Origin of the sequence: Streptomyces sp. NPDC079141 (assembly GCF_040686775.1) — a bacterium.
Taxonomy (GTDB): domain Bacteria; phylum Actinomycetota; class Actinomycetes; order Streptomycetales; family Streptomycetaceae; genus Streptomyces.
Genome location: NZ_JBFBLP010000016.1, coordinates 143,100 through 159,962, shown reverse-complemented (window position 1 = coordinate 159,962; position 16,863 = coordinate 143,100). Strand labels below are relative to the sequence as shown.

At 71.5% G+C, this 16,863-nt stretch carries 18 protein-coding genes; 7 read left to right on the top strand and 11 right to left on the bottom strand.

The genetic code is table 11. The annotated features are described in order from the left end of the window. Positions 1-19 precede the first annotated feature (19 nt). Positions 20-679, top strand: a complete 660-nt coding sequence (locus tag AB0Q90_RS33305) for a PH domain-containing protein (protein WP_363165282.1) — start codon at positions 20-22, stop codon at positions 677-679. A 22-nt stretch (positions 680-701) separates the two neighbouring features. Here the strand turns inward: AB0Q90_RS33305 and AB0Q90_RS33300 are convergent, their stop codons facing one another. The 5 genes from AB0Q90_RS33300 to AB0Q90_RS33280 form a co-directional block, all read right to left on the bottom strand. Next, positions 702-1,820: a hypothetical protein gene (locus AB0Q90_RS33300; protein WP_363165347.1), complete on the bottom strand. Its 1,119-nt coding sequence runs from the start codon at positions 1,818-1,820 to the stop codon at positions 702-704. Positions 1,821-2,035: 215 nt separating this feature from the next. Continuing rightward, the gene (locus tag AB0Q90_RS33295; protein WP_363165281.1) at positions 2,036-3,667 is read right to left on the bottom strand and encodes a phospho-sugar mutase; all 1,632 of its coding nucleotides are present in this window, start codon (positions 3,665-3,667) and stop codon (positions 2,036-2,038) included. A 194-nt stretch (positions 3,668-3,861) separates the two neighbouring features. Further along, positions 3,862-4,686: a purine-nucleoside phosphorylase gene (locus AB0Q90_RS33290; RefSeq protein WP_363163478.1), complete on the bottom strand. Its 825-nt coding sequence runs from the start codon at positions 4,684-4,686 to the stop codon at positions 3,862-3,864. A 106-nt stretch (positions 4,687-4,792) separates the two neighbouring features. Continuing rightward, a complete protein-coding gene (locus AB0Q90_RS33285; protein WP_363163479.1) occupies positions 4,793-5,071 on the bottom strand; it encodes a hypothetical protein in 279 nt (92 codons plus the stop codon). Positions 5,072-5,097: 26 nt separating this feature from the next. Further along, complete coding sequence (locus AB0Q90_RS33280) at positions 5,098-5,535, bottom strand: gamma-glutamylcyclotransferase (RefSeq protein ID WP_363163480.1); 438 nt, start codon at positions 5,533-5,535, stop codon at positions 5,098-5,100. A 96-nt stretch (positions 5,536-5,631) separates the two neighbouring features. Between AB0Q90_RS33280 and AB0Q90_RS33275 the strand changes: the two genes are divergently transcribed. Together AB0Q90_RS33275 and AB0Q90_RS33270 are read left to right on the top strand one after the other, a co-directional pair. After that, the gene (locus AB0Q90_RS33275; protein ID WP_363163481.1) at positions 5,632-7,080 is read left to right on the top strand and encodes an NAD(P)H-quinone dehydrogenase; all 1,449 of its coding nucleotides are present in this window, start codon (positions 5,632-5,634) and stop codon (positions 7,078-7,080) included. 199 nt (positions 7,081-7,279) lie between these two features. Further along, a complete protein-coding gene (locus AB0Q90_RS33270; RefSeq protein WP_363163619.1) occupies positions 7,280-8,185 on the top strand; it encodes a DeoR/GlpR family DNA-binding transcription regulator in 906 nt (301 codons plus the stop codon). A gap of 87 nt (positions 8,186-8,272) precedes the next feature. Here AB0Q90_RS33270 and AB0Q90_RS33265 read toward each other — a convergent pair whose 3' ends face one another. After that, positions 8,273-8,842 (bottom strand): helix-turn-helix domain-containing protein, encoded by a 570-nt coding sequence (locus tag AB0Q90_RS33265; RefSeq protein WP_363163482.1) that lies wholly within the window; start codon positions 8,840-8,842, stop codon positions 8,273-8,275. Between the two features lie 350 nt (positions 8,843-9,192). On the opposite strand from AB0Q90_RS33265, the gene AB0Q90_RS33260 reads away from it, so the two are divergent. Further along, positions 9,193-9,636: a helix-turn-helix transcriptional regulator gene (locus AB0Q90_RS33260; protein ID WP_363163483.1), complete on the top strand. Its 444-nt coding sequence runs from the start codon at positions 9,193-9,195 to the stop codon at positions 9,634-9,636. A 115-nt stretch (positions 9,637-9,751) separates the two neighbouring features. Further along, complete coding sequence (locus AB0Q90_RS33255) at positions 9,752-10,453, top strand: hypothetical protein (RefSeq protein ID WP_363163484.1); 702 nt, start codon at positions 9,752-9,754, stop codon at positions 10,451-10,453. 100 nt (positions 10,454-10,553) lie between these two features. Here AB0Q90_RS33255 and AB0Q90_RS33250 read toward each other — a convergent pair whose 3' ends face one another. Then, positions 10,554-12,326 (bottom strand): biotin carboxylase N-terminal domain-containing protein, encoded by a 1,773-nt coding sequence (locus AB0Q90_RS33250; RefSeq protein WP_363163485.1) that lies wholly within the window; start codon positions 12,324-12,326, stop codon positions 10,554-10,556. Positions 12,327-12,709: 383 nt separating this feature from the next. Between AB0Q90_RS33250 and AB0Q90_RS33245 the strand changes: the two genes are divergently transcribed. Then, positions 12,710-13,171: a hypothetical protein gene (locus AB0Q90_RS33245; protein WP_363163486.1), complete on the top strand. Its 462-nt coding sequence runs from the start codon at positions 12,710-12,712 to the stop codon at positions 13,169-13,171. Here the strand turns inward: AB0Q90_RS33245 and AB0Q90_RS33240 are convergent. The 4 genes from AB0Q90_RS33240 to AB0Q90_RS33225 form a co-directional block, all read right to left on the bottom strand. Further along, positions 13,143-13,760: a nucleoside triphosphate pyrophosphatase gene (locus AB0Q90_RS33240; RefSeq protein WP_363163487.1), complete on the bottom strand. Its 618-nt coding sequence runs from the start codon at positions 13,758-13,760 to the stop codon at positions 13,143-13,145. The genes AB0Q90_RS33245 and AB0Q90_RS33240 overlap by 29 nt on opposite strands. Before the next feature lie 31 nt (positions 13,761-13,791). Continuing rightward, entirely contained in the window at positions 13,792-13,920 is a 129-nt protein-coding gene (locus AB0Q90_RS33235) for a hypothetical protein (RefSeq protein WP_363163488.1), read from the bottom strand. Positions 13,921-14,005: 85 nt separating this feature from the next. After that, positions 14,006-14,215 carry an acyl-CoA carboxylase epsilon subunit gene (locus tag AB0Q90_RS33230; RefSeq protein ID WP_363163489.1) on the bottom strand — a complete coding sequence of 70 codons (210 nt, stop codon included), beginning with the start codon at positions 14,213-14,215 and terminating at the stop codon, positions 14,006-14,008. A gap of 9 nt (positions 14,216-14,224) precedes the next feature. Further along, on the bottom strand, positions 14,225-15,808 hold the full coding sequence (locus AB0Q90_RS33225; RefSeq protein ID WP_363163490.1) for an acyl-CoA carboxylase subunit beta: 1,584 nt from the start codon (positions 15,806-15,808) through the stop codon (positions 14,225-14,227). A gap of 111 nt (positions 15,809-15,919) precedes the next feature. Here AB0Q90_RS33225 and AB0Q90_RS33220 point away from each other — a divergent pair, with 111 nt between their 5' ends. After that, complete coding sequence (locus tag AB0Q90_RS33220) at positions 15,920-16,780, top strand: biotin--[acetyl-CoA-carboxylase] ligase (RefSeq protein WP_363163491.1); 861 nt, start codon at positions 15,920-15,922, stop codon at positions 16,778-16,780. Positions 16,781-16,863 lie beyond the last annotated feature (83 nt).

Sequence of the window (16,863 nt, the reverse complement as noted above, 5' to 3'; positions counted from 1 at the left end):
GTACGGCACAATCGGGGCCATGACGACCAAGGACCGGATCTACCGCTCACCCATGGGCATCACCGGCGGCACCCTGCTGCTCGCCATCGTCGGCTGGCTCGGCATCGACGCCCTGGTCCAGGGCGACGGCCGCACGCCCTGGCTGGCCCTGGCCACACTGATCCTGGTCGCGCCACTGGTGGCAGCGTTCACGCTCCGCCCCGCCGTCTTCGCCAACGACGACCGGCTGCGCATCCGCAACCCGCTGCGGATCATCGTGCTGCCCTGGGGGCAGGTCGCCACGCTGCGCTCCGGCTACTCCAACGAAGTCGTCGCCAAGTCCGGCACCAAGTACCAGCTGTGGGCCGTCCCCGTCTCGCTGCGCGCCCGCAAGAAGGCGACGCGGCAGCAGGCGCGGGCGGAGGCCGATCGGGCCGCTGAGCGCAAGGGCCGGGGCAGCCGGAGCGCGGGCCCCGGGCTCGGGCTCGGCTTCGGTACGTCCCGGGGCCTGGCCGCCGCCGACGACGGGCCCGCCCGCGCCGAGACCGACAAGGTCATGGACGACCTGCGGCAGCTGCTGGAGAGCCGGGAACAGGCGGAGACGGCGCAGGGCGAGGTGACGGTGCGATGGGCCTACGAGCTGATCGCGCCGGCTGTTGCGGGCGCTGTGCTGATGCTGATTCTGCTGGTGATCGGCTGAGGCCACGGCTGCGGACGGGCGCTCACGGAGCGCTCGGCCACACCAACGCCATGTACGCCCCCCAGTACGCAGACCCCGCCACCGCCGCCGTCAGCGCGAGAGCGCGGTAGCGGCGTGAGGCGCGGCTCAGGTGGAGGGCGACGGGCAGGAGCAGCGGGAAGCCCGGGAGCAGGAAGCGGGCGCGCGGGAAGTAGACACCGCCGCTCGCCAGGACGATCGCCAGCAGTACGCCCGTGAAGACCAGCAGCGGCAGCGGCTGGCGGTCCCCGACCGAGAGCGCGAACAGCACCGCCGACACCAGCAGCGTGCCGGTCACCAGAACCAGGAACAGCTGGGGCGTCGGGTCGTACACCAGCAGCTCGCGCATCCGGCGCAGGGTCTCCGCGCCGCCGTCCAGCTCGTTGCGCCACAGCCGCTGTACGGCGAAGTAGCCGTCCCAGCGGCCCAGGCGCAGCCCGACCCAGCCGACGTACCCGCACCAGCCGAGCGGGGCGAGCAGGGCGGCCGCGAGGACGCGCGGCGCGAAGGGGCCGCGGCGCAGGGTCAGCAGGGCCGCGACGGTGACCGCGGCGGCCACCGCGACCCCGGTCGGGCGGGTCAGGCCCGCGAGGACCGCGCCGCCGCCCGCCCACAGCCAGCGGCCGGTGAGCACCGCGTACAGCGACCAGGCCGCGCACGCCGTGAACAGCGACTCGGTGTAGCCCATCCACTGCACCAGGCCGACCGGGAACGCGGCCCACAGCACGGTGAGCAGCACGCCGACGCGTCGGCCGTACAGCAGGTCGCCCACGGCGAAGACGCCCCAGGCGGCGACGACGGACGCGACGAGCGCGAGACAGAGCCCGGTGCTGGCGCGGCTGCCGGGGGTGACGGCCGCGAGCGCCTTGACCAGCACCGGGTAGAGCGGGAAGAACGCCATGTTGTTGGAGCTCGGGGTGGTGCCGAGCTCGTGGGCGTAGCCGTGGTCGGCGATGCCGAGGTACCAGTCGGCGTCCCACTGCGTCGCCAGGACCGGCCAGACACCGTGGCGCCCGCGGTGCGCCCAGAGCGTCAGGACCAGCAGGCCCGTGGCGCGCACCGAGAGGTAGGCGAGGAGTGCCGGTGCCGCGTGCCGGAGCGAGGGGCGCGGGCGGCGCGGCAGCGGGCGGGCGGCGGCGGTGGTCGTCGCCCGGGGCGTCGGCCGGAAGGCGGTCGAGGACACGGCGGCGGCTCCAGGGCGACTCGGTGAGGCTTGTGCCGGTCCACCGTTGCCCGGGAGGGGCGGCGGACCGTGGAGCCGGGGTCAACCGCCGTCCGTAAATCACTCGATGGGGTGCCCCCGTCCGGGGACACCCCATCGAGCGCGGGTGCTACGGGTCAGATGCCGGCCGCCGCCGACAGGTCCCGCTTGATCGCCGTCAGCAGGTCCGTCGCCCTGGCGTGGGCCGCCGGGAGAGCGGCGTGATCGTCGACCGGGACGACGACCTCCAGGTAGCACTTCAGCTTGGGCTCGGTGCCGCTGGGCCGGACGATGACGCGGGCGCCGTCGAGGGTGTAGCGCAGGCCGTCGGTGGGCGGCAGCTTGTCGGTGCCCTGTGTGAGGTCCTCGGCGCGGGTGATGGCGAGTCCGGCGAGCGCGGTCGGCGGCTGCTCGCGCAGGCGCCGCATGGCGTCCGCGATCACGGACAGGTCCTCGACGCGGACCGAGAGCTGGTCGGTGGCGTGCAGACCGTGCTCCACGGCGAGGTCGTCGAGGAGGTCGAGGAGCGTGCGGCCCCGCTCCTTCAGCTCGGAGGCCAGCTCGGTGATGAGCAGGGCCGCCGTGATGCCGTCCTTGTCGCGGACGCCGTCGGGGTCGACGCAGTAGCCGAGGGCCTCCTCGTAGCCGTAGCGCAGACCGTCGACGCGGGCGATCCACTTGAAGCCGGTGAGGGTCTCCTCGTAGGGGAGCTTCGCCTTCTCGGCGATCCGGCCGAGGAGGGAGGAGGAGACGATCGACTCGGCGAAGGTGCCCTGCGCTCCGCGGTTCACCAGGTGGGCGGCGAGCAGCGCGCCGACCTCGTCGCCGCGCAGCATGCGCCACGCGCCGCCGTCCTTGACGGCCACGGCGCAGCGGTCGGCGTCGGGGTCGTTGGCGATGATCAGGTCGGGGTCCGTCTCGCGGGCCTTGGCGAAGGCGAGGTCCATCGCGCCGGGCTCTTCCGGGTTGGGGAAGGCGACGGTGGGGAAGTCCGGGTCGGCCTCGGCCTGCTCGGCGACGAGGACGGGCTCCGGGAAGCCCGCGCGGGCGAAGGCGGCGAGCAGGACGTCCTTGCCGACGCCGTGCATCGCCGTGTAGACGGTACGGGCCGTGCGCGCGGAGCCTTCGGCGAGGACGGCGTCGGTGCGGGCGAGGTAGGCGTCGAGGACGCTGTCGTCCAGGGTCTCCCAGCCGGTGGTGGGGCGGGGGACGGTGGCCAGGGACGGGACGGCGGCGATCTCTTCCGCGATCTCGATGTCCGCGGGCGGGACGATCTGCGAACCGTCGCCGAGGTAGACCTTGTAGCCGTTGTCGCGGGGCGGGTTGTGGCTGGCCGTCACCTCGACTCCGGTGACCGCGCCCAGGTGCCTTATGGCGTACGCCAGGACGGGGGTGGGGAGGGGGCGGGGGAGTACGGCGGCGCGGAGGCCGGCGCCGGTCATCACGGCGGCGGTGTCGCGGGCGAAGTCCTCCGACTTGTGGCGGGCGTCGTAGCCGATCACCACGAGGCCGCCGTCCTGGCCGTTCTTCTTCAGGTACGCGGCGAGGCCCGCGGCGGCGCGGATGACGACCGAGCGGTTCATGCGCATGGGGCCGGCGCCGAGTTCGCCGCGGAGGCCGGCGGTGCCGAACTGGAGGGTGCCGCTGAAACGTGCGGTGAGCTCCGCGTGGTCCTCGGCGTCGATCAGCTTGGCGAGTTCGTCACGGGTTTCCGCGTCGGGGTCCTCGGCCAGCCATGCCTTGGCCCGGGCGATGAGATCGTCGTGCACGTCGGGTCAACCTCTCGTGTGTTCGTGTCGGGGGCGGGTGGGGTGGGGGGTGCTGGTTTTCGCCCCCGCCGCCCCTACCCGTCCCATCCTCCAGGGGGCGCCGCCCCCTGGACCCCCGCTCCTCAAACGCCGGAGGGGCTGGATTTGGCCGGGAACGGGTAGGGGCGGCGGGGGCGAAAACACCCCCCCGGTTCCTACAGGCGGCCCAGTACCTGGGCCAGCAGCGAACCCATCCGGGTCGCGCTGTCGCGGCCGGCCTGGAGGACCTCCTCGTGGTTGAGGGGCTCCCCGGTCATACCCGCGGCAAGGTTCGTCACCAGCGAGATGCCCAGCACCTCCGCACCCGCCTCACGCGCCGCGATGGCTTCCAGCACCGTCGACATGCCGACCAGGTCCGCCCCGATCACCCGGGCCATGCGGATCTCGGCCGGCGTCTCGTAGTGCGGGCCGGGGAACTGGGCGTAGACGCCCTCTTCCAGCGTCGGGTCGATCTCCTTGCACAGCGCGCGCAGCCGCGGCGAGTACAGGTCGGTGAGGTCGACGAAGTTCGCGCCGACGATCGGGGAGGTCGCCGTCAGGTTGATGTGGTCGCTGATCAGCACCGGCTGACCGGGACGCATGCCCTCGCGCAGCCCGCCGCAGCCGTTCGTCAGGACGATCGTCTTGCAGCCGGCCGCGACGGCCGTACGGACGCCGTGGGCGACCGCGGCCACCCCGCGGCCCTCGTAGTAGTGCGTACGGCCGAGGAAGACCAGCGCACGCTTGTTGCCGATCTTGTACGAGCGGATCTTGCCGCCGTGGCCCGCGACCGCCGGCGGCGGGAATCCGGGCAGCTCGGTGACCTGGAACTCGGCGTCGGGGGCGCCGAGGGCGTCCACGGCCGGTGCCCAGCCGGAGCCCATCACGAGGGCGACGTCGTGGGTCTCGGCGCCGGTGAGTTCGCGCAGGCGCGCGGCGGCGGCGTCGGCGGCGGCGTGGGGGTCGCCCTGGATGTCGTCCGGAAGAAGAGATGCGTTCACGCCGACGAGGGTAGCCGGTCGAGGCCTACGCGCGTAGATGACAGAGCCCACGGGATGGCGATCGTTGTCTTGTTGTTTCCGACGAAACGCTCCGCGGGCCAGGCGCTCACTCATCCGGTACGAGGACCTCCCCCTCCGCGAAAGCCGCGACGGCGAAGACCAAGAGCCGACCGCGGCTGACCACGTACTCGACCAGGATGTCCGCCGTCAGCCGCACCGTGCGCTCCGCCCCGGCCGGGCCCGCCGCGCGCGACTTCGGATGGAACGGATCGGCCGCCAGCAGCGCGATCCCCCGCTCGAAGACGGCGCGCCGCCCGTCACCGAGCCGGTCGCGGACCTTCGCCGCCGGTTCCGTCCAGTGGATCTCGTACGTCCTCGGAGGCACCCGACGAGACTAGAGGCCCCCGCCCCTCAGCAAGGCCGCTTCCGCAGCTCCATCACGTAATCGTGCGGTGCCCCCGCCGATTCCGCCGCGTCGGCGACCTCGCCCAGGTAGCGGGCCGACGGCAGGCCGCCCTCGTAGCCGTTCAGGACGTACGTCCAGGCCGATTCCTCGCCGTCCAGGGTGACCACCCGTACCCGCGTGCGGCGGTAGACGTCCAGGCCCACGCCCTCCCAGCGGTCCAGGGACTCCTCGTCCATGGGGGCGATGTCGTACAGGGCGACGAAGACCTGGGCCGTCGGGTCCTCGACGATCGTCGCGAGCGCGCCCTCCCAGCCCATCTGTTCGCCCCCGAACGTCAGCCGCCAGCCGTTCATCCAGCCGGTGGCGCGCAGCGGCGAGTGCGGGGCGCGGCGGGTCATCAGCCGCGCGTCGAGGTTGCCGGCGTACGCGGCGTAGAGCGACATGGGGAGAGCGTACGGCAGCCGAATCGGCGGTCCCTCCCGTAACAGTGGGATCTCGGGCGGGCCCCGTGGCCGTACCACCGTGGTGCGTGCGGGACAATGGAGTACGTGACTCGGATCGTGATCATCGGTGGCGGACCCGGCGGATACGAGGCGGCCCTGGTGGCCGCCCAGCTCGGCGCGGAGGTGACCGTCGTCGACTGCGACGGTCTGGGCGGGGCGTCGGTGCTCACCGACTGCGTGCCGTCGAAGACTCTCATTGCTACGGCCGAGGTGATGACCACCTTCGACTCGTCGTACGAAGAGCTCGGCATCATCGTCGCCGACGACACCCCTCCCCTGGAGCAGGCCGCCCGGGTCGTGGGCGTGGACCTCGGCAAGGTCAACCGGCGTGTGAAGCGGCTCGCGCTCGCGCAGTCGCACGACATCACCGCCGCCGTCACCCGCGCGGGCGCCCGGGTCCTGCGCGGCCGCGGTCGGCTGGACGGCATGCAGGCCCTCGACGGTTCCCGCAAGGTCGTCGTCACCGCCGCCGACGGCACCGAGGAGACCCTGGTCGCCGACGCCGTCCTGATCGCCACCGGCGGTCACCCGCGCGAGCTGCCCGACGCCCAGCCCGACGGCGAGCGCATCCTCAACTGGACCCAGGTCTACGACCTCACCGAGCTGCCCGAAGAGCTCATCGTGGTCGGCTCGGGTGTGACGGGTGCCGAGTTCGCCGGCGCCTACCAGGCCCTCGGGTCCAAGGTCACCCTCGTCTCCTCGCGCGACCGCGTGCTGCCGGGCGAGGACCCCGACGCCGCCGCCGTCCTGGAGGACGTCTTCCGACGCCGCGGCATGAACGTCATGGCCCGCTCCCGCGCCTCCGCCGCCAAGCGGGTCGGCGACCGGGTCGAGGTCACCCTCGCCGACGGCCGTGTCATCTCCGGCTCGCACTGCCTCATGGCCGTCGGCGCCATCCCGAACAGCGCGGGGCTCGGCCTGGAGGAGGCCGGCGTCAAGCTGCGCGAGTCCGGTCACATCTGGACCGACAAGGTGTCCCGGACAACGGCTCCCGGTGTGTACGCCGCCGGTGACGTGACCGGCGTCTTCGCCCTCGCCTCCGTCGCCGCCATGCAGGGCCGTATCGCCATGTACCACTTCCTCGGCGACGCGGTGGCCCCGCTGAACCTCAAGACGGTCTCCTCCAACGTCTTCACCGACCCCGAGATCGCCACCGTCGGCTACACCCAGGCCGACATCGACGGCGGCAAGATCGAGGCCCGCGCGGTCAAGCTGCCGCTGCTGCGCAACCCGCGCGCGAAGATGCAGGGCATCCGGGACGGCTTCGTCAAGATCTTCTGCCGGCCGGGCACCGGGATCGTGGTCGGCGGTGTGGTCGTGGCGCCGCGCGCCTCGGAACTGATCCATCCGATCTCGATCGCCGTCGACAACAATCTGACGGTCGAACAGATCGCGAACGCCTTCACCGTGTATCCCTCCCTTTCGGGGTCGATCGCCGAGGTGGCCCGACAGCTCCACACCCGCAAGGCGACCGGCGAGGCCTGATCCTTTCGACGGCCGGAAACAACTCCCCGCTGGTCACGGGGAGTTGTCGAGCATGCGTACGGCATAGGCGCAGTGGTTAGGCTCTATACCACTTCCTGCCCTCCTGTGCGAACAACTTCTGTTATTCGGCGCAAACTGCTGAAAGCAGACGGTCGTTGGGGTTACTGTCAGTTTCGTGTTCGCTGCAGAACGTCGCCAATTGATCCTCGAAATGGTGCGAGCGAACGGGGCCGTGTCGCTCCGTGAGCTCGCCCGCGTCGTCCAGACCTCCGAAGTGACCGTACGGCGGGACGTGCGCGCGCTGGAGGCAGAAGGACTCCTCGACCGCCGGCATGGCGGTGCGGTATTGCCGGGCGGGTTCACGCGGGAGTCCGGCTTTCCGCAGAAGTCACATCTCGCGACCGCCGAGAAGACGGCCATCGCCGACCTCGCCGCGAACTTCGTCGAAGAGGGCGAGGCCATCGTGGTCGGGGCGGGTACCACCACGCAGGAGCTGGCACGCCGGCTCGCGCGGGTGCCCGGGCTGACCGTCGTCACCAACTCCCTCCTGGTGGCCCAGGCGTTGGCCCATGCCAACCGGGTGGAGGTCGTGATGACCGGCGGCACTCTGCGCGGTTCCAACTACGCCCTGGTGGGCAGCGGGGCGGAACAGTCCCTCCAGGGGCTGCGGGTGTCCCGAGCCTTCCTGTCCGGGAGCGGACTGACCGCCGAGCGCGGGCTGTCGACGTCCAACATGCTGTCGGCGTCGGTCGACCGCGCGTTGGTGCAGGCCGCCGCGGAGGTCGTCGTCCTCGCCGACCACACCAAGCTCGGTACGGACACGATGTTCCAGACCGTGCCCACGGATGTGATCACGCGGTTGGTGACCGATGAGCCGCCGGCTCATGACGACCGTGCGCAGACCGAGCTGCAGGCCCTTGCCGATCAGGGGGTGCAGATCGCCGTGGCCGGGGCGAGCGGGAACCCGGGGGGTGACGAAGTCCCGGCGCGGCGGAGGGCCCTGCCGGGACCTCGACAAGGGGCTTCCGCCGGGCTTCGGGCGGCTGTGCTGCAGGAGCCTGCGGCGGCTGGGCGGGGTCGGGTTGCTGACCTGCGTCGGCGTTGAGGTCGACTATTCGCCGTAGGGGCTTGTGATGTTGCGCGGGTGCGGGTCCGATGTGGCTTGTCGCGCCCACGCGGCGGTAGCCGCAGATTAAGCACAGTCCCGCGCCCCTTCGGTGGGTTTCAGGCCCGTCAGTGTCAGCATGAGCAGCCTGTCCGCCACCCCCGGATCCCCCGGCGTCTCCTCCGCCGCCAGTGCGATCGCGTGCGTCAGTTGGAGGAGGTCGCCGATGGCCACGTCCTCGCGTACCGCGCCTGCCTCCTGGGCGCGGGTCAGCAGGGCGCCGGCCGCTTCTCGGATGGGGTCGCTGCATCGGGCCAGGGCCGAGGTGTCGTCGTAGGAGACGGACATCAGGGCGCGGGCGAGGCCCCGGTACTCGCCTGCGTGGGTGACCATCTCGCGCAGCCAGGTCACCAGGGCCGCGCAGGGCTCCGGCGCCCGGCGCAGTTCGCGGGCGCGGGCGAGCAGTTCGCTCACCGCGTCCTCGAACACGGCGCTCAACAGGGCGTGCCGGTTGGGAAAATGCCGGTAGAGCGTGCCGATCCCCACGCCCGCGCGCCGGGCCACGTCCTCCAGGGACGCGTCCGTGCCGTGCTCGGCGAACGAGGTGCGGGCCTCGGCGAGGAGCCGCTCGTAGTTGCGGCGGGCGTCGGCGCGCATGGCGCGCGGAGCAACCTGCGATGCCGTCGCACCACCGCTCCCCGCGGTCCCGCGTGAGGTCGCGCCCACCATGGCTCCCACCTGCTCTCATCCGCGCCCCGGTCTGCCTCCAGGATGCCACCGCGGAACGCCGTACGGTCTTCCCGGACCGCGCACAGGCCGTACCTTCTCCTCAGGGCTCCTTTTCCAGGGTTTCCCGGATATCTACGGCTTCTCGGATATCTCGGTACTTCTCATGGTTCTCAGGCGGGAGCGGCGCCGGGAGAGTGCACATGGAGATCAGTGGCACGGAAGTCACGCCATCGCCGCACAGTTGCGGCAGCGGCTTATGCCAATTCGCGGTTTCCGTCATGGCCCTCGGGCCGGCCGGCGGCGAGGACCGGGGCGTCGCCGCACTCGACGGCGCCGGCCGCCCGTACCCCCTCAACGCCGTGGCCGCCGGGCTGCTGCCCGTCGTACGCGACCATCCCCGGCTCGGCACCGGCGACTTCACGACCCACGACGTCGAGGTCCGTCAGATCCCCCCGGCCGCCCCCGGTCTGCCCGCCCTGCTGCTGCTCCGCGACCTCGCCCGACCCCGCACCACGGCCCGCCTGTTCGGCGTCACCGAACAGGAACACCGCACTCTGCGCCACCTGGACGCAGGCTGCACGGCGGCGGAGGCGGCCCGCAGGATGGGGCTGTCCACGGCGACGGTGCGCGGCTACATAGCCTCCCTGCACCGCAAGCTGGAGGCGGGGCACACGGCCGCGCTGCTGCGCCGGGCGCGGGACCTCGGGATGCTCGGCGAATGAGCCGGAGACGACATGTCGCGACCCGTCAGAATTGACGGATGGTCATCGGCCAGGCGCGGTCGCTTCACTGGCACAAGGCGCCCCGTACGAGGGCAGGCCGCCAAGGGGGACTCTCATGACCGCGACGCCGTCACGCGCGCCCGCTTCCGCCGCCGAACCAGAGGCAACGGCCGGAACCGGGCGCCTTCTGCTGGGCCTCACGACCGTGCTCGGGCCGCTTCTGCTGGCCCTGGGCACCGGAATCCTGCCGTACAGCACCGGAGCGTCGGAGGAGGAGATCGTCCGGGACATCGCCGCCGACCGGACGCCCACCGAAATTGCCTTGTGGTGCTGGCTGCTCGGGTCGATCGCCGTCGCGGTCGGCACGCTGGTGGTCGGGCTGCTGGCGATGCGGTACTCGCCGAAGCTCGGGCTGTGGGGGCTGGTCCTGTTCGGCACCGGTCTGCTGGCCATCGCCTCGGTGCCGGAACTGGACGCGGTCGTCCTGGGCGGGCTGGAGGAAGGGGTGAGCCAGGACGCCCTCGCGAAGACCGGGGAAGGCGTGTACGGGCTGCTGGTCGTCACCGTGCCGACCCTCTACTTCGTCGTCGCCCACGTCCTCGGCGCGATCCTGCTGGGTACCGCCCTGCTGCGCGGCCGGGTCATCGCCCCCTGGGCCGCCTGGCTGCTGATCCTGGCCATGCCGCTCAACGTGGTCGGATACGCGGGCGGCATCATGCCCCTCGCCGTCGTGTCCTTCGTGATGCTGGGCGTCGCCTACGCGCTGGCCGGACTCGTCGTCGTCCGCAACGGGATCGGCTGGACCCGTACCTCCTAGACCACCGTTCAATCCGGTCCACCGTTCAACGGGGGACGGGAAAACGAGGCGCCCGGCGGACTGACTGCTCCAGTCCGCCGGGCGCCTCGTGTGTCCTGCGTCAGTCCTTGATCTCGCAGATCGCCGCGCCCGAGGTGAGGGACGCGCCGACCTCCGCGGACAGGCCCTTGACGGTGCCGGACTTGTGCGCGTTGAGGGGCTGTTCCATCTTCATCGCCTCAAGGACGACGATCAGGTCGCCCTCCTTGACCTCCTGGCCCTCCTCGACCGCGATCTTGACGATCGTGCCCTGCATCGGGGAGGCAAGGGTGTCGCCGGAGGCCACGGGGCCGGACTTCTTGGCCGCGCGACGCTTCGGCTTGGCACCCGCCGCGAGGCCGGTACGGGCCAGCGACATGCCGAGGGAGGACGGCAGGGAGACCTCAAGGCGCTTGCCGCCGACCTCGACGACGATCGTCTCGCGGTCCTTGTCGTCCTCGGCCTCGGCCTCGGCCGGGGCGGAGAAGGCCGGGATCTCGTTGACGAACTCCGTCTCGATCCAGCGGGTGTGGACCGTGAAGGGGTCCTCGCTGCCGGTCAGCTCCGGGGCGAACGCCGCGTCCCGGACCACCGCGCGGTGGAACGGGATGGCCGTGGCCATGCCCTCGACCTGGAACTCCGCCAGGGCGCGGGCGGCCCGCTGCAGCGCCTGCTCACGGGTGGCGCCGGTGACGATCAGCTTGGCCAGCAGGGAGTCCCAGGCCGGGCCGATGACCGAGCCGGACTCGACGCCGGCGTCGAGGCGGACGCCCGGGCCGGACGGCGGGGCGAACGTGGTGACCGTGCCGGGCGCCGGGAGGAAGTTACGGCCCGGGTCCTCGCCGTTGATGCGGAACTCGAAGGAGTGGCCGCGGATCGCCGGGTCGCCGTAGCCGAGTTCCTCGCCGTCGGCGATGCGGAACATCTCCCGCACCAGGTCGATGCCGGTGACCTCCTCGGTGACCGGGTGCTCCACCTGGAGACGGGTGTTGACCTCCAGGAAGGAGATCGTGCCGTCGAGGCCGACCAGGAACTCCACGGTGCCGGCGCCGACGTAGCCGGCCTCCTTGAGGATGGCCTTGGAGGACGAGTACAGCTCGGCGACCTGCTCGTCGGAGAGGAACGGCGCCGGGGCCTCCTCGACCAGCTTCTGGTGACGGCGCTGGAGCGAGCAGTCACGGGTCGACACCACGACGACATTGCCGTGCTGGTCGGCCAGGCACTGCGTCTCCACGTGCCGCGGCTTGTCGAGATAGCGCTCGACGAAGCACTCGCCGCGGCCGAACGCGGCGACGGCCTCACGGACGGCCGACTCGTACAGCTCCGGCACCTCTTCGAGCGTGCGGGCGACCTTCAGGCCGCGACCGCCGCCACCGAAGGCGGCCTTGATCGCGATCGGCAGGCCGTGCTGCTCGGCGAAGGCGACGACCTCCTCCGCACCGGAGACCGGGTCCGGCGTACCGGCGACCAGCGGCGCGCCGGCGCGCTGGGCGATGTGCCGGGCGGCGACCTTGTCGCCGAGGTCACGGATGGCCTGCGGCGGCGGGCCGATCCAGATCAGGTCCGCATCCAGGACCGCCTGCGCGAAGTCGGCGTTCTCGGAGAGGAATCCGTAGCCGGGATGGATCGCGTCGGCCCCCGACTCGCGTGCTGCCTTGAGGACTTTGTCGATGTCCAGGTAGCTGGTGGCCGGAGTGTCACCGCCCAGGGCGAACGCCTCATCCGCGGCGCGGACATGCAGAGCGTCCCGATCCGGGTCGGCGTATACGGCCACGCTCGCGATACCGGCGTCCCGGCAGGCCCGGGCCACGCGGACAGCGATTTCGCCACGGTTGGCGATGAGCACCTTGCGCACGATTGAGGCTCCCTCCTTGAAACAAGCCGAGTTTAGGGACTGCCGACACGGCACTTCGACCCGTCCCCAATGGTGAGCTTGCCCACACGGAGCGTGATTCGAGGCTCGCTCGACCCGCGAAATCCCTTGTCACACCGCGGTACGCAGGACTCCTTCGAGAAACCCTAGTCCCCTGGTGTGGCCAAGGTCTCTGTGAGAGCGTGCTGCGGCCCACTCGGTTTCTTTGTGGAGTCCCTACGAATGGCCCAACGATTCTTTGCCCCTCCCAGAACCCTTGTCCCGAGGTTTACCCGTTAGTAGCGTTCGCGATGTCTCGAACGTACTTGGAGTAACCGCAGTCCTGCTCGGACGGCGCTCGAACGCTCGGAAGTGGGTGGGGACCGGTGGTGCGCAGACCGGTGGCATGGGTGGTGGCGATCGTGCTCTTCGCCGAGGCGCTCGGCATTGCGGCGGTCAACTGGTTCCTCGGCGTGGTCGTCGACCGCCAGGACATGTCGCTGGCGGGCCTGGACCCGGACATGATGTCGATGTCCTCGAAGATCGGCGGGGTCGTCTTCGGCCTCTACTTCGCCCTGTGCGGCCTGGTGGCCCTGCTGGTCGCCCTGCGGGACCGCCCCCCGGCCGGCTTCGGCCGGGTCCTGCTGATCAGCGCGGCCGTGGTGCACGGCCTGCTCGGCGCGTTCGCCTGGGGGCTGCTGGGCTGGCCGGAGTTCCTGTTCATGGTGGTGGTGCTGGGGCTGCTCGTACTGCTGCTGATGACCTACGACAGCCCCGCGGAACCCGCCGACACGGTCCCGGACGTGCCCGAGGGCCCGGTCACTGGGCCGGCGCCCACAACTCCGTGATACCGACGCCCAGTTCGGCCAGCAGTCGGCGCAGCAGCGGCAGGCTGATGCCGATCACGTTGCCGTGGTCGCCGTCGATGCCGTCGATGAACGGGGCCGAGCGGCCGTCGAGGGTGAACGCACCGGCGACATAGAGGGGTTCGCCGGAGGCGACGTACGCAGCGATCTCCTCGTCGCTGGGCTCGCCGAAGCGGACGACGGTGGAGGCGATGCCGGAGGCGTGCCGTCCGCTGACCGTGTCCCAGACGCAGTGGCCGGTCTGGAGCGTGCCCGCCCGGCCGCGCATGGACTTCCAGCGGGCGGTGGCCTCCTCGGCGTCGGCGGGCTTGCCCAGCGGCTGCCCGTCCAGGTCGAGGACCGAGTCGCAGCCGATCACCAGGGCGCCCTTGACCTCGGGCTTGGCGGCCACGACGGAAGCCTTGGCCTCGGCCAGGGCGAGCGCCAGCTCGGCGGGCGTGGGCGCGCTGACGGCGTCCTCGTCGACGCCGCTCACGATGACCTCGGGGTCCAGTCCGGCCTGCCGCAGCAGTCCGAGCCGGGCGGGGGACTGGGAGGCGAGGACGAGTCGGCGGCGCGGCTGATCAGTCATGCGGTCAGAGTATCGGCGGCCACGCCGTGCCTCACCTCAGGCCGGTCACCAGCATCGCCAGCACCATGGCCAGCGCGACGAGAATGCCCAACCGCCGCAGCATGCCCTGCATGTCGCGCATTTCCTTCGGGGGCTCGTTCTCGGGGTCGGACCACAGCATGTCACCAGCGTGCGGGGTGGCTCCGCCGGGCGCCTGAGTATGGGTACTCAACTTGGCGCCCGGGGTTCCACTTAGGTGGGTGAACTCACCCCGGCCAGTACGTGCGCGCCCATGTCGTCGGGCCCGGCTGCGGCAGCCGGTGTGCTGCGATCCGTCCCGGGTCGGACCACGCGTCCCTCGGAGCGGGCGCGCCGGACGGCTCGGCCGCAGCCGCCGCGGCGCGGGCTCGGACCACCGCCAGAGCGGCGGCCAGCTCCTCCGGTGTCGGGTTGCCCCGCAAGACCTTGATCGTCACAACGGCTCCTTACAGGGGGATGTTGCCGTGCTTCTTCGGAGGCAGGGATTCCCGCTTGGTACGCAGCTGGCGCAGCCCGCGCACGATGTGCCGACGGGTCTCCGACGGCATGATCACCGAGTCGATGTAGCCGCGCTCGGCCGCGATGTAGGGGTTGAGGAGGGTGTCCTCGTACTCCTGGATCAGCCGCGCCCTGGTGGCCTCTACGTCCTCGGCCTCGGCGATCGTGCGCCGGTGCAGGATGTTGACCGCGCCCTGGGCGCCCATCACGGCGATCTGGGCGGTCGGCCAGGCCAGGTTCAGGTCGGCGCCCAGGTGCTTGGAGCCCATGACGTCGTAGGCGCCGCCGAAGGCCTTGCGGGTGATGACGGTGATCAGCGGGACCGTCGCCTCGGCGTAGGCGTAGATCAGCTTGGCGCCGCGGCGGATGATGCCGGTGTGCTCCTGGTCGACGCCGGGCAGGAAGCCGGGCACGTCCACGAAGGTCAGCACCGGCACGTTGAAGGCGTCACACGTGCGGACGAACCGCGCGGCCTTCTCGCTCGCGTCGATGTCGAGGCAGCCCGCGAACTGCATCGGCTGGTTGGCGACGACGCCGACCGGCCGGCCCTCGACCCGCCCGAACCCGGTGAGGATGTTCGGCGCGAACAGCGGCTGCGTCTCGAAGAACTCGGCGTCGTCCAGGACGTGCTCGATCACCGTGTGCATGTCGTACGGCTGGTTCGCGCTGTCCGGCACGATGCGGTCCAGCTCGCGGTCCTCGTCGGTGAGATCGAGGTCCGCCTCCTCCGGGAAGGCCGGGGCCTCGGAGAGGTTGTTGGACGGCAGGTACGACAGCAGCTGCTTGACGTACTCGATGGCGTCCTTCTCGTCCCCGGCCATGTGGTGGGCCACACCGGAGGCCGAGTTGTGGGTCCGGGCCCCGCCCAGCTCCTCGAAGCCGACGTCCTCGCCGGTGACGGTCTTGATGACGTCCGGGCCGGTGATGAACATGTGCGAGGTCTGGTCGACCATGACGGTGAAGTCGGTGATGGCCGGGGAGTACACGGCACCGCCCGCACAGGGGCCCACGACCAGGCTGATCTGCGGGATGACACCGCTCGCGTGGGTGTTGCGGCGGAAGATCTCGCCGTAGGCGCCGAGGGAGGCGACACCCTCCTGGATCCTGGCGCCGCCGGAGTCGTTGATGCCGATGACCGGGCAGCCGGTCTTCAGCGCGAAGTCCATGACCTTGACGATCTTCTGGCCGTAGACCTCGCCCAGCGCGCCGCCGAAGACGGTGAAGTCCTGCGAGAACACGGCGACCGGGCGGCCGTCGACGGTTCCGTACCCGGTGACGACGCCGTCGCCGTAGGGCCGGTTCTTGTCGAGGCCGAAGTTGGTGGAGCGGTGCCGCGCGAACTCGTCCAACTCCACGAAGGAGCCCTCGTCGAGGAGCAGGTCGATGCGCTCACGGGCCGTCAACTTGCCCTTGGCGTGCTGCTTCTCCACGGCGCGCTCGGAGCCGGCGTGCGTCGCCTCCTGGATGCGGCGCTGGAGATCCGCGAGCTTGCCCGCGGTGGTGTGGATGTCGGTCTCTTCCGGCTCGGACATCGGTCTCGCGGCTCCCTGCCTGCTCAAAAGGGGGGACGGTTACTCATCCGTAGAGTAGTGGGGGGCCTACGAATCAGCAGTGCGGCGTTTCACACACCTAGGGTGGCTTGCATGACGCCGCGAGATGCATCAGACGACAGCCGCTGGTCCGACCTGGAACGTCCGCCTCTCAACGCTCCGGCGCTGCGCCGGGCGCTGGTCCGGGAGGACGGACTGTATTGCGACGTGGAGGTGGTGCAGCGCACCGGCTCCACCAATTCCGACCTGGTGGCCCTGGCCGTCAAGGGCACGGCCGAGGAGGGCGCGGTCCTCGTCGCGGAGGAGCAGACGTCCGGGCGGGGCCGCCTGGACCGGCAGTGGACCGCGCCGGCCCGCTCGGGCCTGTTCTTCTCCGTCCTGCTGAAGCCGAAGGGCGTACCGGTGTCCCGCTGGGGCTGGCTCCCGCTGCTCACCGGGGTCGCGGTGGCGACGGGGCTGTCCCGGGCCGCGGGCGTCGATACGGCACTCAAGTGGCCCAACGACCTGCTGGTCACCGTCGGCGGCGAGGAGCGCAAGGCCGGCGGCATCCTCGCGGAGCGGGCCGGGAACGACGCGGTGGTCGTCGGGGTCGGCATCAACGTCACCCTCCGCCAGGACGAGCTGCCCGTGCCCGCGGCGGGGTCGCTGGCGCTGGCCGGCGCGGTGAACACGGACCGTGACCCCCTGCTCCGGGCCGTGCTGCGGGCGCTGGAGGAGTGGTACGGGCGGTGGGAGCGGGCCGGGGGCGACCCTGCCGCGAGCGGGCTCCAGGAGACGTACGCGGCCGGCTGCGCGACGCTCGGGCGGACCGTGCGGGCGGAGCTCCCGGGGGACCGGTCGATCGTCGGCGAGGCGGTCGCCGTCGACGGGGACGGGCGGCTGGTGATCGCCACGGAGGAGGGCGTGCAGGAGCCGGTGGGGGCGGGGGACATCGTGCACTTGCGGCCGGCGTGAGGGCAGCGCCCCTTCAGGGGCGCGGGACTGTGCTGAATCCGCGGCTACCGCCGCGTGGGCGCGACCAGCCCCCACGCACCCGC